The organism is Phosphitispora sp. TUW77 (genome assembly GCF_048453025.1).
GTDB lineage: Bacteria > Bacillota > Thermincolia > Thermincolales > UBA2595 > Phosphitispora.
In genome coordinates, this window is record NZ_CP156677.1 from 1,973,619 (window position 1) to 1,999,623 (window position 26,005).

At 42.7% G+C, this 26,005-nt stretch carries 23 protein-coding genes and 1 tRNA gene; 7 read left to right on the top strand and 17 right to left on the bottom strand.

Annotation, left to right across the window (positions count from 1 at the left end):
* Nucleotides 1–8: 8 nt before the first annotated feature.
* The 9 genes from ABFY19_RS09510 to ABFY19_RS09550 form a co-directional block, all read right to left on the bottom strand.
* Complete coding sequence (locus ABFY19_RS09510) at nucleotides 9–2,306, bottom strand: cytochrome c3 family protein (RefSeq protein WP_418790422.1); 2,298 nt, start codon at nucleotides 2,304–2,306, stop codon at nucleotides 9–11.
* Between the two features lie 160 nt (nucleotides 2,307–2,466).
* Nucleotides 2,467–3,471: a cytochrome c3 family protein gene (locus ABFY19_RS09515; RefSeq protein WP_418790423.1), complete on the bottom strand. Its 1,005-nt coding sequence runs from the start codon at nucleotides 3,469–3,471 to the stop codon at nucleotides 2,467–2,469.
* A gap of 65 nt (nucleotides 3,472–3,536) precedes the next feature.
* Nucleotides 3,537–4,541, bottom strand: coding sequence for a 6-bladed beta-propeller (locus ABFY19_RS09520; protein ID WP_418790424.1), 1,005 nt, complete (start codon nucleotides 4,539–4,541; stop codon nucleotides 3,537–3,539).
* 61 nt (nucleotides 4,542–4,602) lie between these two features.
* Complete coding sequence (locus ABFY19_RS09525; protein WP_418790425.1) at nucleotides 4,603–5,229, bottom strand: tetratricopeptide repeat protein; 627 nt, start codon at nucleotides 5,227–5,229, stop codon at nucleotides 4,603–4,605.
* A 31-nt stretch (nucleotides 5,230–5,260) separates the two neighbouring features.
* Entirely contained in the window at nucleotides 5,261–6,781 is a 1,521-nt protein-coding gene (locus ABFY19_RS09530) for a cytochrome c3 family protein (protein WP_418790426.1), read from the bottom strand.
* A gap of 349 nt (nucleotides 6,782–7,130) precedes the next feature.
* Nucleotides 7,131–8,360: a cytochrome c3 family protein gene (locus tag ABFY19_RS09535; protein WP_418790427.1), complete on the bottom strand. Its 1,230-nt coding sequence runs from the start codon at nucleotides 8,358–8,360 to the stop codon at nucleotides 7,131–7,133.
* A gap of 74 nt (nucleotides 8,361–8,434) precedes the next feature.
* Nucleotides 8,435–9,466: a NapC/NirT family cytochrome c gene (locus tag ABFY19_RS09540; protein ID WP_418790428.1), complete on the bottom strand. Its 1,032-nt coding sequence runs from the start codon at nucleotides 9,464–9,466 to the stop codon at nucleotides 8,435–8,437.
* Nucleotides 9,467–9,683: 217 nt separating this feature from the next.
* Nucleotides 9,684–10,652 carry a polyprenyl synthetase family protein gene (locus tag ABFY19_RS09545; RefSeq protein WP_418792578.1) on the bottom strand — a complete coding sequence of 323 codons (969 nt, stop codon included), beginning with the start codon at nucleotides 10,650–10,652 and terminating at the stop codon, nucleotides 9,684–9,686.
* A 277-nt stretch (nucleotides 10,653–10,929) separates the two neighbouring features.
* Complete coding sequence (locus ABFY19_RS09550; protein WP_418790429.1) at nucleotides 10,930–11,121, bottom strand: TatA/E family twin arginine-targeting protein translocase; 192 nt, start codon at nucleotides 11,119–11,121, stop codon at nucleotides 10,930–10,932.
* Between the two features lie 113 nt (nucleotides 11,122–11,234).
* On the opposite strand from ABFY19_RS09550, the gene ABFY19_RS09555 reads away from it, so the two are divergent.
* Together ABFY19_RS09555 and ABFY19_RS09560 are read left to right on the top strand one after the other, a co-directional pair.
* Nucleotides 11,235–11,332, top strand: a tRNA-Sec gene (locus tag ABFY19_RS09555).
* A 185-nt stretch (nucleotides 11,333–11,517) separates the two neighbouring features.
* Nucleotides 11,518–12,033, top strand: a complete 516-nt coding sequence (locus ABFY19_RS09560; RefSeq protein ID WP_418790430.1) for a hypothetical protein — start codon at nucleotides 11,518–11,520, stop codon at nucleotides 12,031–12,033.
* 1 nt (nucleotide 12,034) lies between these two features.
* Here ABFY19_RS09560 and ABFY19_RS09565 read toward each other — a convergent pair whose 3' ends face one another.
* The 8 genes from ABFY19_RS09565 to ABFY19_RS09600 all read right to left on the bottom strand — a co-directional run bounded on the left by ABFY19_RS09565 (nucleotide 12,035) and on the right by ABFY19_RS09600 (nucleotide 20,111).
* On the bottom strand, nucleotides 12,035–14,263 hold the full coding sequence (locus tag ABFY19_RS09565) for a diguanylate cyclase (protein WP_418790431.1): 2,229 nt from the start codon (nucleotides 14,261–14,263) through the stop codon (nucleotides 12,035–12,037).
* A 249-nt stretch (nucleotides 14,264–14,512) separates the two neighbouring features.
* The gene (locus tag ABFY19_RS09570; protein ID WP_418790432.1) at nucleotides 14,513–15,760 is read right to left on the bottom strand and encodes a LysM peptidoglycan-binding domain-containing protein; all 1,248 of its coding nucleotides are present in this window, start codon (nucleotides 15,758–15,760) and stop codon (nucleotides 14,513–14,515) included.
* A gap of 226 nt (nucleotides 15,761–15,986) precedes the next feature.
* A complete protein-coding gene (locus ABFY19_RS09575) occupies nucleotides 15,987–16,628 on the bottom strand; it encodes a class II aldolase/adducin family protein (RefSeq protein WP_418790433.1) in 642 nt (213 codons plus the stop codon).
* A 55-nt stretch (nucleotides 16,629–16,683) separates the two neighbouring features.
* Nucleotides 16,684–17,118, bottom strand: a complete 435-nt coding sequence (locus tag ABFY19_RS09580) for a DMT family transporter (RefSeq protein ID WP_418790434.1) — start codon at nucleotides 17,116–17,118, stop codon at nucleotides 16,684–16,686.
* A gap of 78 nt (nucleotides 17,119–17,196) precedes the next feature.
* Nucleotides 17,197–18,021, bottom strand: coding sequence for an ABC transporter permease (locus ABFY19_RS09585; RefSeq protein ID WP_418790435.1), 825 nt, complete (start codon nucleotides 18,019–18,021; stop codon nucleotides 17,197–17,199).
* Nucleotides 18,022–18,025: 4 nt separating this feature from the next.
* Nucleotides 18,026–18,829 (bottom strand): ABC transporter permease, encoded by an 804-nt coding sequence (locus ABFY19_RS09590; protein ID WP_418790436.1) that lies wholly within the window; start codon nucleotides 18,827–18,829, stop codon nucleotides 18,026–18,028.
* A complete protein-coding gene (locus tag ABFY19_RS09595; RefSeq protein WP_418790437.1) occupies nucleotides 18,822–19,769 on the bottom strand; it encodes an ABC transporter ATP-binding protein in 948 nt (315 codons plus the stop codon). The genes ABFY19_RS09590 and ABFY19_RS09595 overlap by 8 nt, the downstream gene beginning before the upstream one ends.
* 165 nt (nucleotides 19,770–19,934) lie before the next feature.
* Complete coding sequence (locus ABFY19_RS09600; protein WP_418790438.1) at nucleotides 19,935–20,111, bottom strand: hypothetical protein; 177 nt, start codon at nucleotides 20,109–20,111, stop codon at nucleotides 19,935–19,937.
* Nucleotides 20,112–20,410: 299 nt separating this feature from the next.
* Here ABFY19_RS09600 and cotE (ABFY19_RS09605) point away from each other — a divergent pair, with 299 nt between their 5' ends.
* The 5 genes from cotE (ABFY19_RS09605) (at nucleotide 20,411) to ABFY19_RS09625 (ending at nucleotide 26,003) form a co-directional block, all read left to right on the top strand.
* On the top strand, nucleotides 20,411–20,938 hold the full coding sequence (cotE, locus tag ABFY19_RS09605) for an outer spore coat protein CotE (protein ID WP_418790439.1): 528 nt from the start codon (nucleotides 20,411–20,413) through the stop codon (nucleotides 20,936–20,938).
* 27 nt (nucleotides 20,939–20,965) lie between these two features.
* Entirely contained in the window at nucleotides 20,966–21,598 is a 633-nt protein-coding gene (gene cotE, locus ABFY19_RS09610) for an outer spore coat protein CotE (protein WP_418790440.1), read from the top strand.
* A gap of 159 nt (nucleotides 21,599–21,757) precedes the next feature.
* On the top strand, nucleotides 21,758–23,173 hold the full coding sequence (locus tag ABFY19_RS09615) for a YheC/YheD family protein (RefSeq protein WP_418790441.1): 1,416 nt from the start codon (nucleotides 21,758–21,760) through the stop codon (nucleotides 23,171–23,173).
* The gene (locus tag ABFY19_RS09620; RefSeq protein WP_418790442.1) at nucleotides 23,161–24,540 is read left to right on the top strand and encodes a YheC/YheD family protein; all 1,380 of its coding nucleotides are present in this window, start codon (nucleotides 23,161–23,163) and stop codon (nucleotides 24,538–24,540) included. Before ABFY19_RS09615 ends, ABFY19_RS09620 begins: the two co-directional genes overlap by 13 nt.
* Nucleotides 24,537–26,003 (top strand): YheC/YheD family protein, encoded by a 1,467-nt coding sequence (locus ABFY19_RS09625; RefSeq protein ID WP_418790443.1) that lies wholly within the window; start codon nucleotides 24,537–24,539, stop codon nucleotides 26,001–26,003. Before ABFY19_RS09620 ends, ABFY19_RS09625 begins: the two co-directional genes overlap by 4 nt.
* Nucleotides 26,004–26,005 lie beyond the last annotated feature (2 nt).

A 26,005-nucleotide genomic window follows, 5' to 3' on the forward strand; every position in this document is an offset into this window, starting at 1 on the left:
ATATTGTTTTATTTTCTATGCTGTCTTTGACCACCGCTGAGAGTATGACAATCCTCACAAGTGTACCCGGTCCTATCAGGGTTAGTACTCAGGTTTTCGGTTATCGTTGCTGGTACCGGCAGCAATCCGTGACAAGCATTGCATTTACCTGCGGTACTTTCATGGGCAATGGTTACATCATCACTATGACAGGACGCACAACCGGTGCCTGCCCCTGATTCCCTGTAATCAGTAACCACGTGAAGTTCATCATGTTGTGACAAGCTGTTATGGCAGTCCTCACAGGTATAATAGCTATTATCCGAACCGGCCCTGTCCCTGATAAATCCTAATACTGCTTCATTGCTGCTGCTGTGACAGGTATTACATTCACTTGATTGGTGTATTACGGTAACATCTGTGGGAGAACCAAATGGAGCATTAAAGGAGTGACAGCCGCTGCAACTGACATTATCTTCCCCAAATGCCATGTGTTCAGGGTCATGCGCGCTTTCCCTTGTTTCCGGGAAACCTGCGGCGCTGTTTCCATTGTGACATGTACTGCAATATATCGGAGTTACCGAATTTTTCAGCATATCAAGATTTTTATCCAAGGTTATTACTTCATCAAAAGTACTGTTGTGACATACCGAACACCGGTATCCATAATCAGCATGCAAACTTGCAAGTTCTGCTGCCTGGTTTGCAGAACCGGTACTGTGGCAAACAATACAGTCCGTATCAGGCTCCTGCTCAAAGACAGTAACATTATGTTCATGGGAACCCTCAAAGTGGCATGCCCCGCAGCTGGTATCATTTGCAGCAACCGCTTCCGGGACCGGCGGCCTGGCATCAGAGCTGTGGCAAGTTACACAGGTAACTGTACTTTCACTGTTTTTAGTATGAACTGCAGGAAGAGAAGTACCATCTGCTGAATCCGCTTGGTGACATTCCAGGCACATGGCGCTGGTACTGTCTTCGGGCATATGTACCGAAACTAAATCCGTATGGCATTCGGTACATGAATAACCGGCGGCAGGATTAACAGGGTCATTCAGTTTGGATATTATTGTCTCCACTGCAGCTGCATATGTAGTCCCCGGAGTATGGCATGTATCACATCCCTGGTGCAGATCAACTATTTCCATTTGCTGTCCGTCATAATCAGCCACATGTATAGGGTCTTTCGGATTAGGACTGCCTGTATGACAGGTCAGGCACGAATAGTTTTTATCCACTTCCGTTGCAAGACCGGCAACCAGCGATAACAGCTCTTCTCTTTGGTGACAGGTGTTGCAGTCATCATGTGGCCCGCCGTCAATATGAAGATTATCACTCTGAGCGGCAATATGAAATAGGTCGTGCTCAGCAGGGACTGCAATAACACTGCTGTTAAAATGACAGTTTTCACACGAACGGTTTGTCTCCAGACCGTCTGCTGAAGCAATTACTTCCAAGACACCTGTATTTTGCGACTGGTGACAAGCCATACAATCTTGACCCTGGTCTGCATGCTCGTTATCCAGGTCGCTGTTATGACATCCCGAACAATCCACCACATAAGTTCCGGTGAGTTGATTATTAAATGTCAGGGCCTCAGGGAAAACCGATGTATGTATCGTATCGATCTGCTCCTCTGAATGTCCACTCGAAGCAGTAGTGTGACAGTTATAACACAGTTCAGTCCCATCCGGCCGGAACCGCTTGGGTGCCGGCAGTGTCTGGTGACACTCGGCGGTAGCGCAAGTTGTGCTTATATTCCAGGTCGGATATACGATACCATCAACATAATTTGTATATCCTGTTGCCTGGCTTGTCAGCACAGGGGTTGCTATAGCAGCATCTGTTAACGGGTTGACCGGATTCGCCGTGTAATGATTGTCATGGGGCACTGATGTATGACACGATGAGCACGCTGCAACAGCATGACACTTCAGGCAGGTTGGTCCGGTCAGCTTGGTGGAAACCGCATTGTGAATGTTATGAAGGTATGCCGGTGGTTTATATACTGAATCTAGGCTGAGAAATGCCCCATATACCACTCCATCCACAGTCTGTACTTGAGGATATACACCGGTCATATGTATAGGTGCAAGGTCAGTTTTATGGCAGATAACACACTTGCTTTTATCTACTGTAGACCCTTCAGGACTACCATCAGGTATAACCGGAAGAACAAATTTTGTTACATCTGAATTAGGTTTGGCAGTCCAGTCATGGCAGTTCCCGCAGGTGGTCAGGTCTGCTGCAAAAGCCGTCAAAGTGCAGCAAAGCACAAAGATAGCTGTAAAAAGACCTGAAAGGCAGAACCTTTTATAGGTTTTCAATATTTCACCTCCTTGGCCTGGTTATACTATATATCGTGGGGTAAACCTTGAAGCTTTAACATAATTGTGTACATACCCAGCAAAAGAAACCAGGGATTTACCCTGGTTCCTTTAGTTGTACTGAGCAAAAATAACTGATAAATCTATATTGGTACAAGTTTTACTCTGGATCTTGACCATAGGCTTCAGTGTTCTTGCTAGCCGCACCGTGGCAGTCATAGCAAACATCACGCTTATCGGCACGCAACAGAACCGAGCCGCTGAATGTGCCTTCATCAGTATCCCAAGTGTTGTAACCTGCTGAAACCGCTGCGGCATCAGAACCGTGCGGGTAATGGCAGGTCAGGCAGAGTACCAGGTTGGTAGTACTGGAGCTGGAAGCATCATAATTACCAACCGGAAGTGTTGTCGAATCAGCTTCAACAGGAACACCCATGGCGTGACGGTACTTACCGGTCTGCAAGCTCTTAGCACCATTATCAGCAACATTGAATTTACCGTGGCACAGGCCGCAGAACTCGTTGACAGCAGTTGCAGCATCCGAATCGCTGGCATAATCAGTGGTTACCAGTGAAGTTGCATCATACACAAAATCAATAGTACTAGATACGGTATCGCCACTGGTCCAGCCTACTATACTTGACCTGAGCAAGCGGTCATTAGCGCTGTCACCGGCATGGGGGTCATGGCAGGAAGCACACTTGAAACCACTGTTGAAGTCCCAGTCACCACCTGTATCCAAGTTACCGGGGATACCGGTAGCTGCATAAACAACGGTATATGTAGGTCCTTCAACCTGATGCCTTGATGTAATCGTTCCTCCTAAATAGTAATCATTACCTTGAAAACCAAATGCACCTGCAAAAGATTGGCTTTCAGAATCGTCGTTACCCATAATCTTGCCGCGCTCTACGTCATAAGGCGAACTAGTAGTGGAACCATGACAGGAGTAGCAAAAATCGGTCTGTGTGTTACCGGTCTTCAACAGTTTGGCAACTGAAGCCGTGTGAATAACATGGCATCCGGCACACCCTTCGGCAGAAACAGAGAAACCGTAATGTGTTTTGGGATAATTGTCTGAGAACCTGTTTTCTGCAAAAGCTACTCCACTGAGCATAAACAACGCAACAACCACAATAGCAATAATTCCAATGGACTTTTTCATAATTTTCACCTCCTTTCATTAATAGTTACAACCACATTTAAACTGTTATTGTGTGTTTGCCGGACCTACCTGATGTCATATACCAAGACCCGGCTTTTGCCAAGCTCGATAACATATAACCTATTATTTTCATCTACAAAAACAGCGGTAGGCAGGGTAATATTATCTTCGGCAGACTCACCCAGGTTATACAGAGCCAGCCTTTTCCCGGACGGGTCTGTGGCAGAAACCCCGCCGGCCAGCAGGTTGGCAGTCCATACATTGCCTTTTTTGTCAATGGCCACACCCCTGGGTATGGTGTATCCTTGTTCATTATTAGGCTGGTCACTCTTCCATACCGCCTTTTCCTTACCCTCAGGGGTAAAAACCTGGATCCGGAAGTTATTGGAATCTGCCACATAAATATTGCCCTGTTCATCTACGGTGATTCCTTTTGCATAATAGAACTGACCCGGTTCGTGGCCCTTACCCCCAAAGGAGTTCAGGAGTTTGCCTGTACTGTCAAAAATAAAGACTTCCTGGCTTTTGCTATCAAATATATAGAACCGGTCACCGGCAATTTTCATCCCTGAAGGTCCTTTAAGATTATCTTCAGCAAAATAACCGATAAATTCACCAGTGAGAGAATATATAGAAACTTTTCCAAGCTCGTAATCAGCAACATAAAGGTTATTATTATATACCCCAATATCAGTAGGACCCTGCATAGCTCCTCGGAAATTACCCTTACCGCCAATCTGCCTGATAAAATTGCCGGTGTAATCAAAAACCATAATGCGTCCGTTTACGGTATCGGCAACATAAATATTATTATTCCATACTATAGCGGCCTGGGGGTTACTAAGGAAATCAGCCTCAGGACCATATATACTGAACTGGTAGTCCAGCCGGGGTACAGGGTCTATAACAGGAACAACTTGTCTAACGGCGGTAACAATATTGGTTTTCTTATAATACAGGTACCCAAAAACAGTGCCAATAACAATCACTGTGATTAGCATAAGGTTCAAAACTTGTGACTTGGTTATCTTCTTTTTTAAAATATTCTTTACAGCCGGTTTGTTTTCCATATCCCGATGACCTCCCTTTGAACTCAATCTGTTAATTGTCCGCCTGCATCAATTATTTTCTTTACTTCAAGGGCTTCATCATAATCGGAACCATAGCCAGCGCCTTGGCAAGATGCTCATCAGCCTTATCCTTTTCCCCATTTTTGTAATAAGCCTTTGCCAGAAAAACATGGGCATCAGCAGAAGCTGGATTGTATAGCAACGCCAGTCCAAATTTCTCGATAGCCTTTGGGTAATCTCCTTTCAGGTAATAAACAGCACCAATAAAATACTCGGCATCAAAGTCAAAAACCTTATCATCTGTAAGTGGCTCCATGTTTTTAATCGCTTCATCATATTTTTTGAGCTGCATAAGGGCTAAGCCCCTGTTAAACTGAACGGCCTTGTTATCAGGTTCAATTCCTGCAGCTTTTTCTATCCAATTGAGTGCTTCCTCAGGATGATCATTTCTGATATAGTAATTTCCTTTTGCCAAATATCCCTCAACACTGTTAGGTTTTGCCTCTATTATGTAATTAATGGAATTAAGCTCTATATCCTGTTTTTGTTCAGGTGCGGTACGCCAGAAGAATGCATATCCTATTACAGTGAATATAGATATGGCAATAATAGCTACAACAATTATAATTAATACCGTTTTCTTGAGTAACACACCCTTATCAATATCCTGGTTCAAATTAGGTTCCATGGTTACACCTCCGGCTTCCTAAGCTTTTTAATTATGTCCCGGCTTTTTTATTAATTACTTTGGTCCTGTTATTGTCCCTTGGAGGCACTTGGGTATCAACAGTTTTTGGTTTGCTTTCATTGCGCGGCTGAATAACCCTGTGTATTTGGAGCTTATCATCTATTGTTTCACTGTGGCACTTAAGACAAAGTTGAGATCTGGGCAATAAGGTAAACTGCTCATAATCTGTCCCATGCGGCCCATGACAACTAGTACAATGCAGAGTGCCTCCACGCCATGGGTCGGTATAACTGTCCCCAAAGGGGTGATTTATCCTGGCTTTGGCAATAGATTGGTGACAACTGTTGCACATTGGTTCCTGCTTATCCATAAGCAAAGGCTTATAATCTGACCCGTGGGGAACATGACAGTTGGTACAAGCTCCAAGGCCTCCTTCCCCCTCAGCTTTAGTAGCATGCTGCAGCCTTTCATAAGTACTTTCCAAACCAAGATGACATATATAACACAAATCATTCCCGGCTTTCCTTACCAGGTTGGGCCCAGGGCCAACATGGGGGTCATGACAACCGTCACAATCCAAGAGGCCATTGCCTACCGGGTGATGTGAAGTTTTCTCAAATTCCGGCCTCATTGCCGAGTGGCACAGGTAACACAGCTCCGTCCTGGCTTCCGGAAGCAGTGCCGGTTTCGCTGATGCATGAGGAACATGGCAATTGGTACATTTTTCTTTAACCGGAGTATGAACATATCCATTCTTTAAACCTTGCTGTATCTTATCGTTTAATCCATAATGACAGCTTAAACAAAGTCCATTACCAGCGACCAATGTCAGCTTTTCACCGGGAGTTGCATGGACACCGTGACAGTTTATACAGTCGCCGGTTGCATAAGGTCTGTGCTGGACCGGCATCAGCAGTTCATTTTGCCTGTCATAGTGACAAGTAAAGCATAACTGCTTACCCGGCAGCCTGGTCATTCCCCTGTATTTTGAAGCATGAGGAACATGACAGTCAGAACAAGCCCCTATTTCATAAGGTTTGTGCTTAACCGGAAAATCATAGACTAAGTCCAGTTTATGGCAGGCTGTACATAAAGAAGCAGGTGAAGTTCTCAACAAATACCTGTAATCAGATGCATGTGGGTCATGGCAGTCCGTACAATGTCCCATCATGTATGGTTTATGTTGATAAACATAAGTGGTTTCATCAAGCCGGTTAAAATGGCAGGTGCTGCAGAGCTGGTCGATATCAACCACAAACTCGTGTTTGCCAGAACCGACATTATGCGGCGCATGACAATCTTTGCAGTACCACTTAACAAATGGCGCATGCTGAAACTGTTTGTTGAAATCTCTGCTTTTATCAGAATGGCAGATGCCGCAAACCTCTTTATCAGATTCTCTTTCAATCAGTTTCGGTCCAGTATCGGCAGGAACAGATTGGAATGACTGCAAAAAATCACTTATCTTATTGCGAACGGCAGGTAGTGATATTAATATACCAGTAACCATCACCAACAACAAACCGAAAACCAATATCCTATTACGTTCCATATTACGGCTCCTTTCGCCGTTCTTAACCATTGATGTTCAATACACAATTGCGTTCTAACATCAATTATAGTTTAGACTCAATTCGACATTATAAATTTATATATATATTACTCTTCATACTATATATCGCAAAAACATGGTAATAAGATTAGAGAAAATTATTATGTTTTATCATCCCTTGATTTTCCTAATTAATAGAGTACGACACAACATACCAACTTTCCTTCTGTAACAATAATATTTTCTGAAAATTGCAGTAAAAAAACCCGGCAAAAGCAGGAGAACCGGGTTCCCCTGCTTTATACACAATCCTGGTCATTATGACTAATTTATGCTAATTAAATAACATCTATAAACTGTTGGTATGACATCTTGAACAGTGTGTAGTATCATGGCAGTTCCAGCAGCCTTCGTTGCTGGCACCTTTTTCTTTGACAACAGTCGGATGGTAAGTAAGCCATCCACCGGGATGATATTTTTCAAATTTAATTTCGCTAGACCCATTTTGCCCGGAAGTATTATCCTTTCCGTCAGGTTTTTCTTCACCTCCAGGCTCTGCACCATTATTCGTTTTACTGTGGCATTTGGCGCAATACGTTGGTACCGCCCTGTTTTCAGGAGTGGGTTTAGCATTATTGTGGCAGACCAGACACCCTGATACATCTCCATTGGGAACATCCTTTTTGTGGATCATCCCCCAATCCCCTGTATGCCCAACCGGCCTTTTCTGATGGCAATCGTAACAGAAGACATTACCCCTGGCATACCTGGCAACCGGGTCTTCCCCTGGAACATCCTTAGCCTCCAATGAATACGAGTGGCACTTATTACAGTATTCCAGGCCTTCCTTCTCCACTAGTAAACTATGGTTTGAAGTAAAATTTTCAACTTTGTGGTCAGGCGGCATGCTAATCTGCGTATGGCAGGCCTCACAAGCCTGGGTAACAGTTTCAATATCTTTTATCCCAAACTTGGCCGGTTCCATATGACAAGCCAAGCACCTGTTCATTTTAGGCTCAGTATTCTCTTTGGTCATCTGCATCCTGCCCACTTCCATTGTCCAAGCATCATATCTGCCGTCTTCAGTAAGCCTCCTGGCAGCAATGGCGCCGTGTGCTACCCCGTCATGGCACTGGATACACAAAACATTTTTGGCGGCATGTTTATCGTGCGGGATAATCAAATCCCCCGACGGGGTGAATTCCCTTTTCATGGAATGACAACCGGTGCAGATTTGATCCTCAAACATATGATCCATTTCAATCGGACGATTATATGTGCCGGTATAGTATAGATAGAGTAGTTTAGTTGCAGAAATATTATTGAGCAGAAGATTGCCGATTCCGGGCTTCACATGGCAATCAGTGCAGGAAAATCTTGCATGTGAAGATGCTTTCCAAGTAACATATTCGGGTGTCATTACATGACACTTGGAGCAAAATTCGGAATTCATTGTTATCCTGGTGGCTCCAATAGTCAAAACAATCAATATGGTTAACACTCCGCTTATAAGAATTAATCTCTTTAACCATCTCTCTATTGTTTCTAAATTAAGCTTAAGCCTAGTAAACATCCCCATATCCCCCACTGAAGACTCCCGTTAAGCCTGCCCCGGGACCCCTGTTCATAATACCGTTAACAGTATCGAAACCACTAAAACCAGTGACATTTGTTACAGGCAACTTCCTTAGCAGGTGATGGCAGAGTCTCTCCTGCCTTGGGTTTTTGGATACTGTGACACGCGGTGCAGTTACTCATACCCTTGCTCTGAACAGCATTCTTATGAGATGGCATCCACTTGGACTTATCTTTATGGTCGTCCGGCATTTGACTATGGCAGTTAATGCAAAACTCTGTGGTCCACGCAAAATCTTTTACAGTAACTTCAGATTTAACAACATTATTTATTACGCCATCAGCAACAAATGTCGGTTCTACACCCATGGCATGACAGCTTACACAGTCTTTAAGCTGTCCGGCTCCATCGACACCGTGATTCCTGGTCCAGGAAACCAGGTTGTGTGAATTAGGAGTAAATATTTCTTCATGGCAAGCACCGCAATCCCATGTAACACTTTCTACTCCTGTTACCCCATATTTGGCAGGATTGATATGGCAGGCAACACAAGTATCCATATCAGGCCTGGTAAACTCCATTGTCATGTTTTCCTTGCCTTCCTTATCGCTCCAGGCCGCAATTTCACTGTCTGTGGCAACAGACCTTCCGGCAATATTGCCATGGGCAACACCTGAGTGGCACTTAACACAGCCAACGCCGACCTTTTCATGATACTCATGAGGGTCCTTAAGATCTCCTGGCAGACTAAATGCCCTAGTTTTCATTGAATGGCACTGTTCACACAGGTGATTGGGAAGTTCACTCTTCATTGTGATAGGAATATATTCCTTATTGTCGGTAGTGTAATAATGAAATAATTGACCGGGGGTTCCGATTTTTTCCTTGAACATGTTAATAAGATTCGATTCCTTATGACAGTCCATACATGCTACATTGTTGTGGGAAGAATTCTGCCAGGTGACATACTCCGGCTGCATAGCATTATGACACATTTTGCATAGGTCAGGCGACTTGGTCAGTGAAAACCCGCCTACTGCAGCCAACAATAAAAATAACAGAATACCCATGACCAGAATAAAAAGTTTTAGGTTATTTCGTATCCCCATATTAAACCAGCCTCCCTCAACCATTTGGTTACTTGCACTACAAATCACATTCCATTTAAAAAAAAATTAAGAATCTTTTTAGAGCCAGAGTTACTCCGGATTCTTGAATATAAAACGTATTCTACGTAAAATGACAAAACCCTTCTTTTGTTTGGAATTTTTTGATAAGTAAATAAATTCTTGCAAATATAATTATCCGGCCTTATTTTAATGATTATTAAAACCTTCGTTTGCCAATAACGTCAGCAATAGTTCTTAGACTGTTGGCTGCTCTGCCCGAAGGCAGATAATCCAGTTGTTTTTTTGCTTTTGTAAGATAGCGTTCGGATAGTTCAATAGACCTCTTAATGGCTCCACACTCCTTGATAATATTAATAGCCTCTAGGATTTCACCCTCCTTTTTTGCCTTTTTTCGAATAATTTCCGCCAGCCTGCTTCGCTTGTCCGACAGAAAAAGTGCATAAATAGCCGGTAAGGTAACAATCCCCTGCCTTAAATCACTGCAGACCGGTTTCCCCAATTCCTGCGAACTGGCTGTAAAATCTAATATATCATCGGTAATTTGAAAAGCCATGCCCAAATAATACCCATAGCGCTTCAGAGCTTTGATGTGATATGGAGGGGCGTCACACGCAACAGCACCCAGTTCACAACTGGCAGAAATAAGTAAAGCAGTCTTTCTCTTAATTCGGAAAAAATAGTCTTTTAACGTCTGCTGGGAGTCAAAAGTAGTTACTATCTGCTCAATCTCGCCTTCACACATCATAGCACTAATATCTGCCAGAATTTTGCTGATAACCGGGTGATCACACTTAGCAATCAGAATAAGAGACTGGGCGAAAAGATATGTTCCGGTGTAAATAGATACCTGGTCTCCCCAGCTTGCCTTGACAGTCGGTATGCCTCGCCTGGTATAGGAATCATCAATCACATCATCATGAACCAGGCTGGCCATATGAATAAGCTCCAATGCTGTGGCCAGAGGAATTAATTTATCAGAAGGCCCGGCACATGTTTTACCGGCAGCCAAAGCAAAAGCCGGTCTCAATCGCTTACCTCCTGCCTTAAGGAGGTGAGCAGCAGTTTCCGTTAATAACGGGTCATTAGTTTTAACAACTTTATGCAATTCTTGTTCTACTAAATCTATTTCGTCTTTTATAATGTTGAACAGCCCAAACCCCTTCATCATTTCACCCGCTCGTTAATCCACTGTCTTGTCATAATTTTAAAACCCTGTTATTGTAAAACACATTATTAGGAAAAATTTGTCTGAAACAGTCATACAAATTGTTCAATTGCAATATATTCGATATATCACGAAAAATTCCTGCCAACAACAAAAACTAAAAGGCTTAGCTTCGCTAAGCGCAAAATATGCTATAAGGCGAAGCTTAGCCTTTTTATGCAGATAAGATAAAATTTATACTTTCCTATGCCAAAAAAGGAGCAGATACATCCTGCTCCTAAACCGACTCTTTGTTTTCTGGTTCTTTCACAGCTTCATTAATTTCCTTCTGGATATCTCTAGAAGCACTTCTAAACTCATTTAAAGCCTTGCCCATTGCCCGGCCTACTTCCGGCAGTTTGCGCGGGCCAAATATAACAAGAGCAATAACAAGTACTAATGCCAATTCCTGAAAACCTAAGCCGAACACTAAACCACCTCCTAAAACACACAGTTTTTTCGAATATATTATCTCATAAACTTAATTAAAAGTAAACTGATTTGCTTTGTTTTGATGGTTATGCTATAATATAATCTGCTTACGGGAGCGGATTGGGCCTGGTGGCCCGCCTGGTCTTCAAAACCAGTTGACGGGCAGCGATCCTGTCCGTGGTGGGTTCGATTCCCACACGTTCCCGCCAAGTTATATTTTTTATTTTCTGCAAAAACCGATACAAATATTTATGGGATACAAATATTTATGGAGCAATTTGCTGTTTTTAGCAAATTGCTCCGTTCTTTTGTATATATATTATAGTAGTCTCTCAAAATAGAAGTCTCTCAAAAATGAACGTATGCTTCAAAAGCATTTATGGAGGTACATCTGTTGAAAAACAAAAATATTTCTGTGACCAGCCTGGTCCGGTACTCGCTTCTAGCCTCACTTACCGGACTGCTCCAGGTTTCGGCAGCCCTGTTTCCCGGGCCTGGTAACATGCTTAGTTTCTTCAGCAGCTTACCTATAGCGTTGGCAGCATTTATCAGTCCATGGGGAGGCGTGGCATGTACCATTATCTCCGGATGGCTGACACTGTTAATCCGACCTGTAGGATTACCTGCTTTTGCCTTAATTATGGCACCTTTGGGACTTGTTATCGGCATAAGCCTTCATTACTCTACAAAACCGCAGGGTGCCATCCTTGCCGGCACCGCAGCAGTTACAACCGGACTGCTGTTTATTACTTACGTCCTCGGGTTTCCTGCTTTCGGTTATTCCCTGGAAAAAAGCACAATTTTTGCAGTACTGCCGTTCTACGCTTCATTTTCTTTAATATATAACTATGCCTGGTATAATTTTATTAAAAAAGTACTCATCCGTCTTACCAAATTTATCAAACTGTGAATCAGCCTACCTTGACTTTTTCTGTCTGAAGAATATCCAAGAAAACATCAACAATCTCAGGGTCAAATTGTTTACCTGAACATTGATTCAGTTCTTCGATGGCTTCATAAAGATTTTTACTTTTCATATATGGCCTGTTGGTAGTCATAGCATCAAAACTGTCGGCAACAGCCAATATTCGTGCATGTAAAGGAATCTGCTTCCCCTTTAATCCAAGTGGATATCCAGAACCGTCAAAACGTTCATGATGGTATTTAATCAGTGGAATTACGGGATGAAGGGATTCCACAGCCTTAATAATCCCAGCTCCCCAAAAAGGATGCTGTCTGATAGTTTCAAACTCTTCCTCACTCAGTGGTCCCTTTTTCATCAGAATGCTTCTGCTTATTTCGATTTTCCCCACATCATGCAGGAATGCTCCCATTCTGATTATCTTCACTTCCTCAAGCAGCAGCCCCATTTCCTCGGCAATTGAGACAGCATACCTGCCAACCCGCTCCGAATGACCGTATGTATATTTATCCTTAGCATTGATAATCCTTACCAGCATTTTAATTGAATTGATGAGTTCCGCTTCCGACTTATTCAAATCGTGTTTCAAGTCATCTAATACGGAGAAATATAGTTCCACTTTATTCTTGGAACAACACTTGGCTTTATATAGGGCCTCGTCGGCAAGCCTGACGAGTTCCTCCTTGCTTTTCGCGTTTTCTGGAAATGAAGCCACACCTATGGAAATTGTCACTTTTCCATCAGGCTGCTGCTCACGCCCTGGGAAAGGAAATGCTTCCACCGCAGCCCTAACCTTTTCGGCTGCCAAAACACCGCTATCATTATCGGAATCATATAAAATAACTGTAAACTCCTCACCCCCGTACCTGGCAACCATATCGTTAGGGCCAAGTTCCCGGATTAACAGCTGACCCAATTCCTCAAGCAGTCTGTCACCTGCCTGGTGTCCAAACAGGTCATTATAGTTTTTAAAAGAATCAATATCAAGAATCATCAGGGTTACAGACTTTCCTTCCTGCCGCGCAAGAGAAATCGCTTTTCCTAGAGAATCCTGGAAATATCTATGATTATATAGTTTTGTCAGACCGTCGGTAATAGCCATAATCTTAAGTTCAATGTTGGCCTTTTCGAGCTTTTCCTGTTTTTCAAGGATATCCTCCCTCATGTCCTTGATCCTTTCCACCATCGCATTAAAAGAATCCGCTAAAACCCCAATCTCATTATTTGAAGAAACATTTACATTAAAATGGTAATCACCCTCGGCCACTCTTTTAACACCTTCCATAAGCTTTTGCAGAGGTTTGGTAATAGCTTTTGATTCGCGGTAGGCAATACAAAAAACTATTATACTTAGCAACAAGGTAATCGCTGCTATTAAATTCTTTAAATAGACTACTGACTGGAAAGCGGAATCGGAAGGATAAGTAACAATTACTCCCCAGCCCAGTTTTTCCACTGGAGCATATCCAATAAGATACGGTTGGTCACTGATTTCCAGTGCATATGAGCCGCCCTCTCCCTTTAAAAGGGCTTCTGTAACAATACTGGGTTTAGCTTTCTGCATAATAAGGTCCTTATGTGAATTATATATAAGCATGCCATTTTTATCGATTACCTGGACATCCATTTTCGGATTATATAATCTGCTGCTGATAATAGTTGAAAATTTGGTGGTTTTCTTCAAGTCCATACTTCCTCCGATAATACCAATAACTCTACCTATATCATCTTTAATTGGGGTAGCCAGTACTATCAAATCATTGCCGTTTGATGCTAAGTAAGGTTCAGAAATATACTGTTGGCCACTAAGCAAAACCTGTTTAACCCAGCTGCGCTGTGATAAATTTGGAATGAGCTTCGATGTCTCGGGTACAACTGCCACTGTTTCCCCTTTATTGTCCGTGAGGATAATCCCGTCAAAATTATTGATAACTGAAAAAAGACGAGCCAATTCCTGCTGAATTATAGCAGGGTCCATTGTCCTTATAGCAGGGTCCATGGCCAGATAATCACTGACATCCAAAGCACGTGACATACGAATATTTATCTCATTGGAAATATACCCGGCAATTTCCCTGTTCCTCTCCAGCACCTGATCCCTGGATTGCTTGTAAAATACCAGCAGGGCAGACAAACCCAGAACAAATGATGCACCTAGAGCTACGCTAAGAGTTAGAGCAAGTATTTGCTTATTTAAACCCCTAAACCAAGAATTCAAGCATTTCACCCCAAATAAAAATATTACTGTTATCTGTTTTTCGACAAAATTTTAACTTTTCCTTTATTTCCCTTTACTTTTTATGAAATAATCGCCAAGTATCGCACTATATCAAGTAAAAATTTTCGACATATTTCTATGATTAAACCCGCAATTGCATTAAAAGAAAGGGGAGGGCTGTTCCCATAAGGTTTTTACATATGAGACAGCCCCACTTCAATGTTTAATCACGATATGAAAAATGATGCTTTAATTGCCCGCAGCTTTTTGCACCATTGCCTGGTGTTCCGGGTCAATACTATTGGTATTATGTGTCCTGCTGTTCAGAAAGTGAAGGTCAAAATGTCCCGGGAAATCATTGTCCGATATGGTCTGGATGTCATGGGGCATGCCTGCCATAGATCCTGCTATAACCCTTCCGTCAACATAAACCAGAACTGCCCGCCGGTTCCAACTCCATGATCCCCCAAATATCTCCTTCATAATGCGCGTATCTTCCGCAGTTAATGGTTCCATATCGGCATGGTTGGAGCCACCAAGGCGGCGTGCCTGATAACTTTTTCCGGTTATCAGGTCTTTTAATACCGCTGTATTTTGGGTATCAAGTATCCATGATACGTACTCCCAGTCATAGAGCATGCCATAACCAGTTTTTTGTGTGGCTGCCGGGTAAACTATATTAACCGGATTTTGGCTGTTCTGTGGAATAAACAGAGGCTGATTTACCTGAAGGAGATTTGTATGTAAGTGGTTTGTTGTCATAATGGCATTTTGAGTGGTGTTATACCGCTGTGCCAGCAGCCAGAGGGTTTCGCCTGACCGGACATGGTATAAACTCACCCCTTCCGGAACAGGACTCCATTGACCGGCTGCAGCTTCAGGCACTGTACCACCTTCAGTGCTGCCAGAATTGTTGGATATCCCGATGCCGGCGGCAGGTACCAGAAGAAGCTGGCCCGGCCATAACTCCGTTGTTTGTAAGTTGTTTTCCTTCACCAGGTTATCAATAGATGTATTATACTTTTTAGCAATCAGGTACAAGGTATCTCCGGCCTTAACAATGTGCTGCCTTTGGGACTGCCCAGGTATTACCAAGGCCTGTCCGGGATATATCTCAGTCGATTTAAGCCCATTGGCGCCAATTATAACTTCAGCAGTTGTGCCAAACTTTCGCCCAATTATATAGAGGCTATCACCCGGCTGGACAATATACCTGATGGAATCCGCAACTTCCCCAGCAGAGCTTGAGGAACCGATAATTCTCAGCAGTTGACCCGGATAAATCTCAGTAGAAACCAGGTTATTCAGTTCCATCAAGGCCTCAGGGGTTGTCTGATACTTTAAGCTAATTAGCCACAAGGAATTCCCTGACTGAACCTGGTAATATTCACTTCCCAAACCTTCGGCAGCCATAGCAGGAAACGGTGACAGGAACAAGGAAATAGTAACAACAGCAACAAAAATGGTAACATAAATGATAGTTTTTTTTACAACCATAATTCCCTCCTTATTAACATAGCTGCATCTTTAGTTTGTTTTATTTGGGTGTTTTGCCAGCACCTCCTCATAATGGCTTTGTTTGGTATTTTTTTCGACATTTTTCGAGCTATTCCTTTTGGTAATTTGAACCAAAAAAACGGGACTAACTCATTACTAACTAGTTAGTCCCGTTTCCATAAGGTCAAAATTATGTTAGCAGGCAACGAAAACCTGGTTTTAGCATTTAACGTTGCCCGTAACCGGTCTTTAAAAAGTCCTGCATTACTTTTACATCTTCTTTAGAAATAATCCTGGGGGTCCCGATATTTTTACTTAAAATAAGTATTTGAGCAGTCTTTTCCAGAATATCAGATATCTTAAAAACTGTTTCCATATCAGGCCCAACACAAACAGTACCATGACTGGCCAGGAGTACGGCCCTTTCTTTACCCAATGCCCTGACGGCATGCTCCGCCAGTTCTTTTGTCCCGGGCAGGGCATGTTCGGCACACTTCACACTGTATCCTACAACTTGGGCAAATTCCTCGGTAATTGCAGGAATGCCCTGCCTGGTTACAGCGAATACCGTAGAATAAATGGGATGAGTATGTATAATAGCATTGACATCCGGACGTTGCTGATAAATCATAATATGCAGGTCTTTTTCTATTGAAGGTCTGCGTTTACCTTCTATCATACTGCCATTTCTATCAAACACCACCATATCATCAGGAACAGAGGTTTGATAATCCATCCCGCTAGGAGTAACCACAATGTATCCACTCTCAGGGTCCCTCACACTAAGATTCCCCCATGTAGCTACTGTAAGGCTCCTTTTAATCATTTCCTTACCGGCATCCACAATAATCTGCTTGAAATATTCCACAGTTTTACCTCCTGTTTAGCACAAGGAATTTTATGATCATCTTCGAAAATCTCAATTATTTATAAAACAAATATACACCAAATAGCATCAATAACAAAGCGGCCATCCTAACTGGGTCGACTGGAATTTGCCGCACCCCTGCCAGACCGTAATGGTCAGCAATCATAGCAAAGGTGAGCTGACCTACAATAATAACACCTATAGTAATCGAAACACCCAGTTTGGGAATCAGAAAAGTACTGCCCATAACAATCACCAGACCCAGCACCCCACCCAAGAAGGCGTACCAGTTAGCATCTTTAAGAACTGTAAAACTCTGCCTGCTGAACACAATGTAAATAACCAGGGAACTAATCATAGCAATAGTATTAACTACCAGAACAGTTAAGGGCAGGTTGACAGTTCTATTAAGGTTGCTGTTAAGAATTACCTGTATACTGGAAGCAGCTCCTACCCCGGCTGCAATCAGGATATAAAAAATTAAGGCCAAACTATTACACCTACCTTCCATATGTTGATTTCATCATCTTGATTAGCATCATGCTTATCCACTTGCACCCACGGGTAATCAGCTTCCGGTTCCGCGGTATCTTCTAATTCCAGCTTCCCAAACCAGATAAGCAATAACAAAACAAACAATTCCAACAACAGGAGTCAACAATGCATATTCGATATACTCATACCTATGCATTATTAAGGTTGCCGGATAAAAACCAACAAATGCAAAAGGAAGTATCCAGGTCAGTATAAACCTCACCGGCCCCCGATAAATGGTCATAGGATACCTGCCATACTGTGAAAGGTTATAAACCATTGGCATCAGGCCAAGATTCCCTTCAGTCCAGAATCCCAGACTAGCCAGGAATGTATATACCCCCGCATAAACCAGAGCTGCTCCGGCAACCAATACTACTGCCAGGGGCAAGTCCCACCAAACAGGAACCATGTTCATGTTACTCCCGGAATATATCATTATAATAATTCCAACTATCATGCTCAACAGCAGTTCAGGCCGCATGGTCTCAAGAACCACCTGATACCAGGCGTTCATAGGCCTAACAAGTATACGATCAAACTCACCCAAAAGAACATACTTTTCCGGCACGTCAAAAAGATGGTTGAAAAACCCGCTGTAAAGGCCAAAAGGCAACAGGAAAAATCCATATATAAATAACACCTGGTCCCTGGTCCAGCCTTGAATAGCAGGAACCTTAGAAAATATTATAAAGATGAAAATCAAGCTTACCGACTGCTGTAAAAACTCTGTTAATATATGTACAAAGAAATCCCATCTATATGCCATTTTTATTTTTGTGTACTGGGCCAGATACTGGATAAATATTGTCAAATATCTGACTGCCCGTCCGGCTGGGCTGTGCATATTTATGTCCACTTTATCAACCTCCCTGGATAACAACACGCTTTACAGCAAAGCGCCAGAACAGGTGAACCAAAACACCTAGAACTGCTATCCAGAATACCTGCAGTCCCATGACCTTTAAAGCGGCAGTACCGCTGATTTTACCAAGATAAATCATGTTTGGCATATAACTTACTGTCTGAAAAGGAAGTATTTGAATTATGTCTATGGCCCAGCCGGGATAAAAAGTTATTGGCAGCAAAAGCCCTGATAAGAGGTCCATGATAACCCTTTTCGCCTTATATACACCTGTCGGACTTTTAGTAAAGAAAACCACAAACCCTGCAATCAAACTTATCTGAGCATTAATCATAAACGCTCCCAAAACAGTTATCAGAAATATAACCACACTACCCCAACTGTCTGGAAGAGTAAATGGCCGAATCAGGTAAATAGCCACACCGGCCGGGAACGCAAAGAAAAGCATCCTGAATATGCCTTCACCAAATGACCTGGCATATTTGACCATCTGGTAACTATATGGCCTGATAAGTTCAAGGGCGATTTTACCCTCCCTGATATCTGTACCGACCCTACGGTCGAGGTTGCTGAAATAAAATGAACGTGCTACCCAAGCTATTATAACATATGTTATCATTTCTTCCCTGTCCAGGCCCCCGATAACTCTGTTTCCGGCATACACGGCATCCCACAAAAAAAAGTATGCCCCTATTTGGATAGAATAATTAAGAATACCGGTAAAGTAAAACGACCTATAAGCAAGGTTATTAACAAACTCCATCCGAATCAGTTCCAGGTAAAGCAACAGGCGGTTAAACAAAGTTAAAGCCTCCCCCTGCTGAGTCTGATTCCGGTTTTTGTCCCATATAAATTCTCTTTACTATGTCTTCCAGCTTGTCCTGACCCCACTGTGAATACAGATTTTCCACAGAGCCGTCATAAAGCATTTTCCCCTGGTCAATTATGGCCACCCTGGGGCAAAGGGCCTCAATATCTCCCAGGTCATGGGTAGTGAGGATAACTGTTGTCTTATATTCATTGTTTATTTCTTTCAGAAAATCCCTTATTTTTGATTTTGCCAGAACATCCAAACCAATAGTAGGTTCATCCAAAAACAAAATAGCCGGGTTGTGCAGCAAAGCCGCAGCCAAATCACACCTCATCCGCTGGCCCAGACTGAGCTTCCTGACAGGAAGATTAAGGAAACTGTTTAACCCCAGGATATCATCAAACTGCTTCAGTCGGCGATTAAAATCCTCTTTCGACACATCATATATCCGCCGCAGCAGTTTAAAAGACTCAATAACAGCGATATCCCACCAAAGCTGGCTGCGCTGCCCAAAAACCACCCCGATACCCCTGGTATAAGACTCTCTGTCCTTATGAGGAACGTAACCGTTAACTGTAACCCCGCCCTCAGTTGGCACAAGTATCCCGGTGAGCATTTTAATGGTAGTGGATTTTCCGGCCCCATTAGCCCCAATATATCCTACCATCTCCCCCCGGTCAACGGCAAAATCAATATTATCTACAGCACGAAGTATACGGTATTTGCGATAAAACAGGTCCCGAAACGCACCCATTACGCCTTCGCTTCTGCTGAATATCCTAAATTCCTTAGTCAATCCCCTGGCCTCAATAAGTCTCATGTTTTTACCTCCGCCTGCCATACTACGGTAGACTTCTTCCTTCTCACCAACATTAATATCCTCTGGAGAAAGAAAGTAATTAAAAAACCTATCTGTTAAGATAAGTTTCATCTACTTCACTTCTTGGGACTTTTTTTACGCAACTTAAATTTGAACTCAACTTGTACTGGAGCCGGGCTATACCGCCTGCATTCAACAATAATAATCGATTTTTCCTGCTTACATTCCCTGAGGCACAACCGACAAAGTTTATTCATGTATCCCAACCCCCAATGTCTATCTGCCTCTATCCAGCCTCAAACGTGCCGAATCATCGGGAATAATTACTTCAATCCTAACCTGGTCTCCTTCATTAACAGCGCCTGGAACAAGATACTTTGGAATTTTGAATGTATCTTTGCCCCACTCGATAATAACCCAAGGACCTTCAATTTTTTCGACTATAAGTAACAAATTATTCCACCCCACTCTTGTGCGTACATTCTATATTATATTTTATCATGTTTTTTACTTATTCTAGCATACCCGAACCGGTTTGTCATTACAAAAGGCCAGTATAAATATAAATAAACAAAAGCCAACAAAAAGACTCAAAGGTGTGTCACCATATACAAGTCAGTATCATAGTATACATTAGTATTAAGTAGTATTAAGTAATCGGCGAAGGGAGCTGATGTCGTAAGGAGGACCCATGCTTCCCAGAATCATATAGATAAATTCAATTTATAAATTTGTATAGGAGGGGATTGTTAATGGCCGATGTTGACGGCAAGCTGGAGCAGGAGATGGCTGCTCCTACAAGCACTTCTTTCAGGGAGATTATTACTAAGGCTATCTGCGGGGCAGGACAACAAGATTTCCGGTATACGGAGTTTTTGCCAATTCCGGTTGGACGCATCCCGTCAAGCATCCTTGGTTCTTCTGTAACCAGGCTTAAGCTTACTGAACCATTAGTAACAGAAATATCCGGAGATGGCAGTAAAAGCGTTCGTGTCAGCGGGACATTCGATATTAACGTCTGGTATGCTTTTAACGATGACCAAGCAACAGATGTAGCCAAAGAAACTATTAAATTTACTGAAGTAATTCCTATCAGTGTTATCAGTGAAAATATTATCGGTCAAGTTGATGCCAGGGCCGTGCTTGTCAAGTCACCCAAATGCCATAAAACTATAATCAGCGCTGCCAGTCAGGTACAAGTAGATGTTGAACTAGGTATTTATGCAGAAATTATCGGAGAAACAAAGGTTTATGTCCAAGTATACTCCGAAACCGACTAAAACACTTCTTGAAGGGAGGATTGGTAAATGACCACCGACCGTCTCATGGTACGGGAAATTATTACAAAAGCGGTTTGCGGAAAAGGCATTAATAAATATCTTAGATCTATTGACTTGGAAATTCCGATAAGGCATAAAACCATACAAGTGTTAGGGAACTTCGTCTCAAATTCAGCAATAGATGAAGCAACAGTTGTTGATAAACCCTTCCAGGGTAAAACTGTCCAAGTCAAGGGCCATTATGATGTTCATGTCTGGTATGCATATGACCAAGAAACTTGTGCCGCAAAAAACACCGTTACTTTTATGGAATTTATACCTCTAGATATTTTAGGCAAAAAGATTATTTCCAACCAGCAGGCTTCCGCTAAAATCATCGAAAAACCACGCTGCCGTAAAGCTTATGTGAAAAATCTCGGTGAAAGGACAATTATTAGGCTTGAAATCGAACAACTACTGGCAGCTGAACTTCTCGGATTGACAAAAGTAAAGGTAGGTGTATTGCCTAAAGCAACCGGCAGCAGTGAAACAATCAGGGGCCAGGAGCTGATATCTCCCTGTTCTGCGGAAGAAAATAGTATGAGTCCGGTACAAAACTATTATTTTGATTTAAAATATGATGAAGATCTCTCAGAAGATGATCCCGATTATGACTATTAAAATTGTTAGAAAAGCGTCATGGTTCTAAAGCTGACCGACGCTTATTTTTTTGGCAGATGCACTACATAAACTTTAAGCATACTATATAGTAACTTTAGTTTTTAAACACCATATTACAACCTGAAAAGAGGCGGAAAAATTTTGCTCAATATATATACTGTGAACCTTACCTGTTCACCTTTTCTGCCTGATGGCAGCTTAACTGTTTCTGAAGACCTCTTCCGCCATATTAGATGTAATTTAAATGAAGAAATCAGGCTCCTTGCAGGTAATAACATTCTAGTTGTCAAGTTCAGGGGTTCTCACCGGGATAATATGCCCTCTGTCCAAATTGACTCTAACACCTGCCGGGGAATCCTGCTTCCTGTCCCCTTAAAACTGGAACTCATATTGGACTCTTCAACAAGCACATGGCGCTTAGGACCTGTAATCGGAATTCTAGCCCACCGGTTTGATAAAACACTAAAGCCTTTTGGAGAACAGACATCTTTTTTTCGTAAATTGATTAATTGTGCCAATAGTATTAATGCTGTCTGTTTCGCCTTTTCTCCAGGGGACATTAATTGGAAGAATGAAACTATACAAGGTTTAATACCGGAATACAGCGAAAAGAGCACACTGCTTTGGAAGCAAGCAATATTTCCTTTCCCTGATGTTATTTATGACAGAGGACTGTTCCCAAAAGGTGAAAAACGCAGTTTAGCGGCAGAAGTCCGCAGATATTTCAGAAAACACTCGCGGATAAAGCTTTTTAACCCAGCCTTTTTCGGGAAATGGAAAACTCACCACTTTCTTTCAGAACATGAGGGAATCTGCCGTCACCTTCCTGAAACCTTGCTGTACACAGAAGCGGCAGATGTCGCCAAACTTATTGCCAGGCACGGCACTGTTTATTTGAAACCTAGCGGCGGCAGCTCGGGAAAAGGTATTATTGTGCTCTTTTCAAGAACTTCAGGATATATAGCTGCTTACCGTGAATTTCGCAATCTGAAAACAGTAGAAATTACAGGTTTCTCTCAACTAAACACCGTTCTGGATAATCTTATTAAGGGCCGCAGGTATGTAGTCCAACAGGGAATCAATTTGGCCAAAATTGACGGAAACCCCTTTGACATTAGGGTCCTTATGCAAAAAAACCGGAACGGGGAATGGCTGCGCACCGGAATTGCCGCCAGAGTCGCTGCAGCAGGCAACCTCATCAGCAACATTCATGCAGGAGGGCATGCTGAAAAAATCACTAAAGTTTTGCAGGCAGTTTTCCCCAATCCCAAACAGGCACAAAAAATCCTTAATGATATCAGGAATTTAAGTGCCCTTATTGTTGCCTTCATCTCCAAAGAGGGGAATCCCTTGTTTGGTGAAATAGCGGTTGACCTGGGAGTCGATGAATCAGGCAAGGTTTGGATTATTGAATGCAATGCCATCCCGGGGCGAAGTGTTTTTAGGCGTATCGGTGCAAAAGACATCGTTGCCCGCGCTCTCTCCCGACCGATGGAATATGCGTATTATCTTTCCGGATTTGCCTCTAAGTCAGAGAAATATCAAGAGGAGGAACATACCCGATGCCGTTCATAAGCTTAAACATCACGAATGAACCCTCTCAGGTAATATATTTGGACCCTGATGACCTGGAAACACTTGATTTAAAACCCCGGGATATCATAAATATAAGAGCAGGGTCGTTTACAGCAGAAGCTAAGGTCAAACTTATTCCCGGTGTAAGGCAAATTTCTTTAGGAACATTAAAAAGCCTAAACCTTCCTCCGGCAAACAATATTAAGCTCAAAAGTGAAGGCCCGTCTCAAGTGCGGATCGGCCCTTTGATTGGAATCCTTAGCAGTCAAAGCCAAAGATACAGAACCCCGCCATATTCTTCACAAGGAAAGCTTCTGCAGCGCTTCCTAAATTATGGCATGGAAAAAGGCTGTATTACATTTGTGTTTAGTCCCAGGGGAGTCAACAGGGATACCGGAGCAATTACGGGACTATACCTAAATCAGGAACCGGACGGAACTGTTGTCTGGAAGGTGCACACCTTTCCACTGCCTGATATAGTTTATGACAGGGTCCTGTTCCGCAGTTATGAACGAAAAAAACTCACCAAACAGATAACATCATTTCTTTCACATCAAAAGGAAATAGTTTGTTTTAACCCCAAATTCCTCAACAAATGGGAAACTCACCTGGTACTGTCTCAAAATATTTTCTTACGAAAACACCTGCCTGAAACCAGAAAATTTGAAAGTCCGGAATTACTAAGAAACTTCATTAATATATATAAAACAATATATCTCAAACCTGTGCACGGCAGTCTGGGAAAAGGTATTATGAAAATATCACTCCTGCCTGAGGGATATTCTTATCAATACCGGAAAAGAAAAAAAAATATCCAGGGCATTTGGCCAGATATTCCCGGGATGGATGCTGAGATTATGGATTTTATAAGCAACAAACCTTATATAATGCAGCATGGTCTGGAATTACTCAGCTACAATAACAGGGTATTTGACATCAGGGTCCTTATGCAGAAAAACGGCTCAGGAATCTGGACCAACACGGCTATGGTAGCCCGGGTAGCATCAGAGGGCAATATATTCCCAAATGTTGCTGCCGGAGGTGAAGCCATAAATATAAAAACCCTCTGGCGGAATTTAACTTCACACGACTGGATTGGCAGCGAAACATATTCATCCGCACTCGCAATAAGCCTGACAGCGGCAAAAACCCTGGAAAACACTCTAGGTACCTTTGTTGAAATAGGGCTTGACATAGGCATTGATGCCAATGGCAAAGTATGGATTATAGAAATTAACTCCAAGCCTTCATATAAAGTATTCCCCAAAGACCAGCTATACCTGAAACAACACGCTATCCAACTTCCAATAGATTTTGCGGCATATATGGCAGGGTTTATAGATGGTGATGAGAGGGATTTTAATTGAGCCCCCCAACAATCAAAACAGGTTTCATGCTGGTGAAAGCCCGGTGGGGAGGAGTTATGGGTGAATATGATAATTATATATATCTTTCACCCCAAGCCTTAAAACTTTTTGGGATTCAACCTGACAATAAGATTTGTTTTAAGACAGGCACCGCACAGAACACGGCAGTAGTAGGCATGGTCCACTGCTCAACAGAATACAGTGAACCCATTATTTTTACTTCCCCGGCCCTTAGCCGCAACTGCCAGATTCCCACCGGCACCGCCATTACCCTTAAATTTTACCCAGCCAAAGGTTTATTATGTGCCGGCCCTATAATCGGTCTTTTCACAGTACGCAACTACCTTCCTGATACAGAATTCGGAAGTTACGAGCAAGTTTTAGCCGCCCTGGCGGAATCGGCGGAAAAAATATATGGCTTGATTTTTGTCTTCTGTCCTGAAGACATAGACTGGAAAAAATCATTGGTCACAGGATATATTCCTAATTTAGAGCCTATATCCGGAAATCAGATATGGAAGCCTGTTACCCTGCCCCTGCCTGATACTGTTTATGACCGAATTCCAAGCAGGTCAATAGAATCCATGCCCGAGGTTCAGGAAGCCAAATCCTGGCTGATGCTGCAGCTACAGATACCGTATTTTAACCCTAAGTTCCTTGATAAATGGGAAACCCATGAGCTCCTGCAAAATATTCAGGAAGCAGCACCTTACCTGCCGCCAACCAAACCGGTTTACAGTCATGAAGACATACGCCAATTCCTGGAAAAATACCGCTCAGTGTTTTTAAAACCATCATCTGGCAGCCTAGGGCGAAGAATAATAAATATTCATCAACGAGGTCTTAATGAATATCAATTCTTCTTCCGGAACAGGGATAAGCAAACCATTACCGGTTCAGCAGCCGGTTTCACAAAACTAATAGATGCCATTACCCCTGTTATGGGCAACAAAGAGTATATAATGCAAAAAGACCTGCACCTTGCCAAATATAAAGGATGTCCTTTCGATATACGCGTACTGGCTCAAAAAGACAGGCTGGGAAACTGGCGCAGGACAAAAATTTATGTCCGTAAGGCTGCTCCGGAAAATTTCCTCTCAAACCTTAGTGACGGCGGAAACCCCGAATCCATAACGACTGTACTCAGGGAAGTCTTTGATGCGGATTTCCAAGCCGATAAAGGGATAGGCAAAGATATTCGCCAGGCAGTAAACATTCTTCCGACAGCCCTGGAAGAAGCATCAGGCATGATTTGGGCAGAATTGGGACTCGACCTAGGTATAGACCATAATGGGAGAATATGGCTAATAGAAATAAATGCTAAACCTTTTCGTTCTCTGGTATCAAAAAGCGGGTCATATAAAGTTATTGAGCGCTCCCTGATGCGCCCATTAGAATTTGCAAAATTACTGGCCGGGTTTTATGATCACTCACTAAACCCGTCTCAGACCAAAGGAGGGTAATG

Coding starts and splice junctions, on each gene's coding strand:
- ABFY19_RS09595 (WP_418790437.1), bottom strand. CDS start 19,769: ATGAAACTTATCTTAACAGATAGGTTTTTTAATTACTTTCTTTCTCCA.
- ABFY19_RS09520 (WP_418790424.1), bottom strand. CDS start 4,541: ATGGAAAACAAACCGGCTGTAAAGAATATTTTAAAAAAGAAGATAACC.
- ABFY19_RS09545 (WP_418792578.1), bottom strand. CDS start 10,652: ATGAAGGGGTTTGGGCTGTTCAACATTATAAAAGACGAAATAGATTTA.
- ABFY19_RS09570 (WP_418790432.1), bottom strand. CDS start 15,760: ATGGTTGTAAAAAAAACTATCATTTATGTTACCATTTTTGTTGCTGTT.
- ABFY19_RS09535 (WP_418790427.1), bottom strand. CDS start 8,360: ATGGGGATGTTTACTAGGCTTAAGCTTAATTTAGAAACAATAGAGAGA.
- ABFY19_RS09530 (WP_418790426.1), bottom strand. CDS start 6,781: ATGGAACGTAATAGGATATTGGTTTTCGGTTTGTTGTTGGTGATGGTT.
- ABFY19_RS09620 (WP_418790442.1), top strand. CDS start 23,161: ATGCCGTTCATAAGCTTAAACATCACGAATGAACCCTCTCAGGTAATA.
- cotE (WP_418790439.1), top strand. CDS start 20,411: ATGGCCGATGTTGACGGCAAGCTGGAGCAGGAGATGGCTGCTCCTACA.
- ABFY19_RS09540 (WP_418790428.1), bottom strand. CDS start 9,466: ATGGGGATACGAAATAACCTAAAACTTTTTATTCTGGTCATGGGTATT.
- ABFY19_RS09525 (WP_418790425.1), bottom strand. CDS start 5,229: ATGGAACCTAATTTGAACCAGGATATTGATAAGGGTGTGTTACTCAAG.
- ABFY19_RS09515 (WP_418790423.1), bottom strand. CDS start 3,471: ATGAAAAAGTCCATTGGAATTATTGCTATTGTGGTTGTTGCGTTGTTT.
- cotE (WP_418790440.1), top strand. CDS start 20,966: ATGACCACCGACCGTCTCATGGTACGGGAAATTATTACAAAAGCGGTT.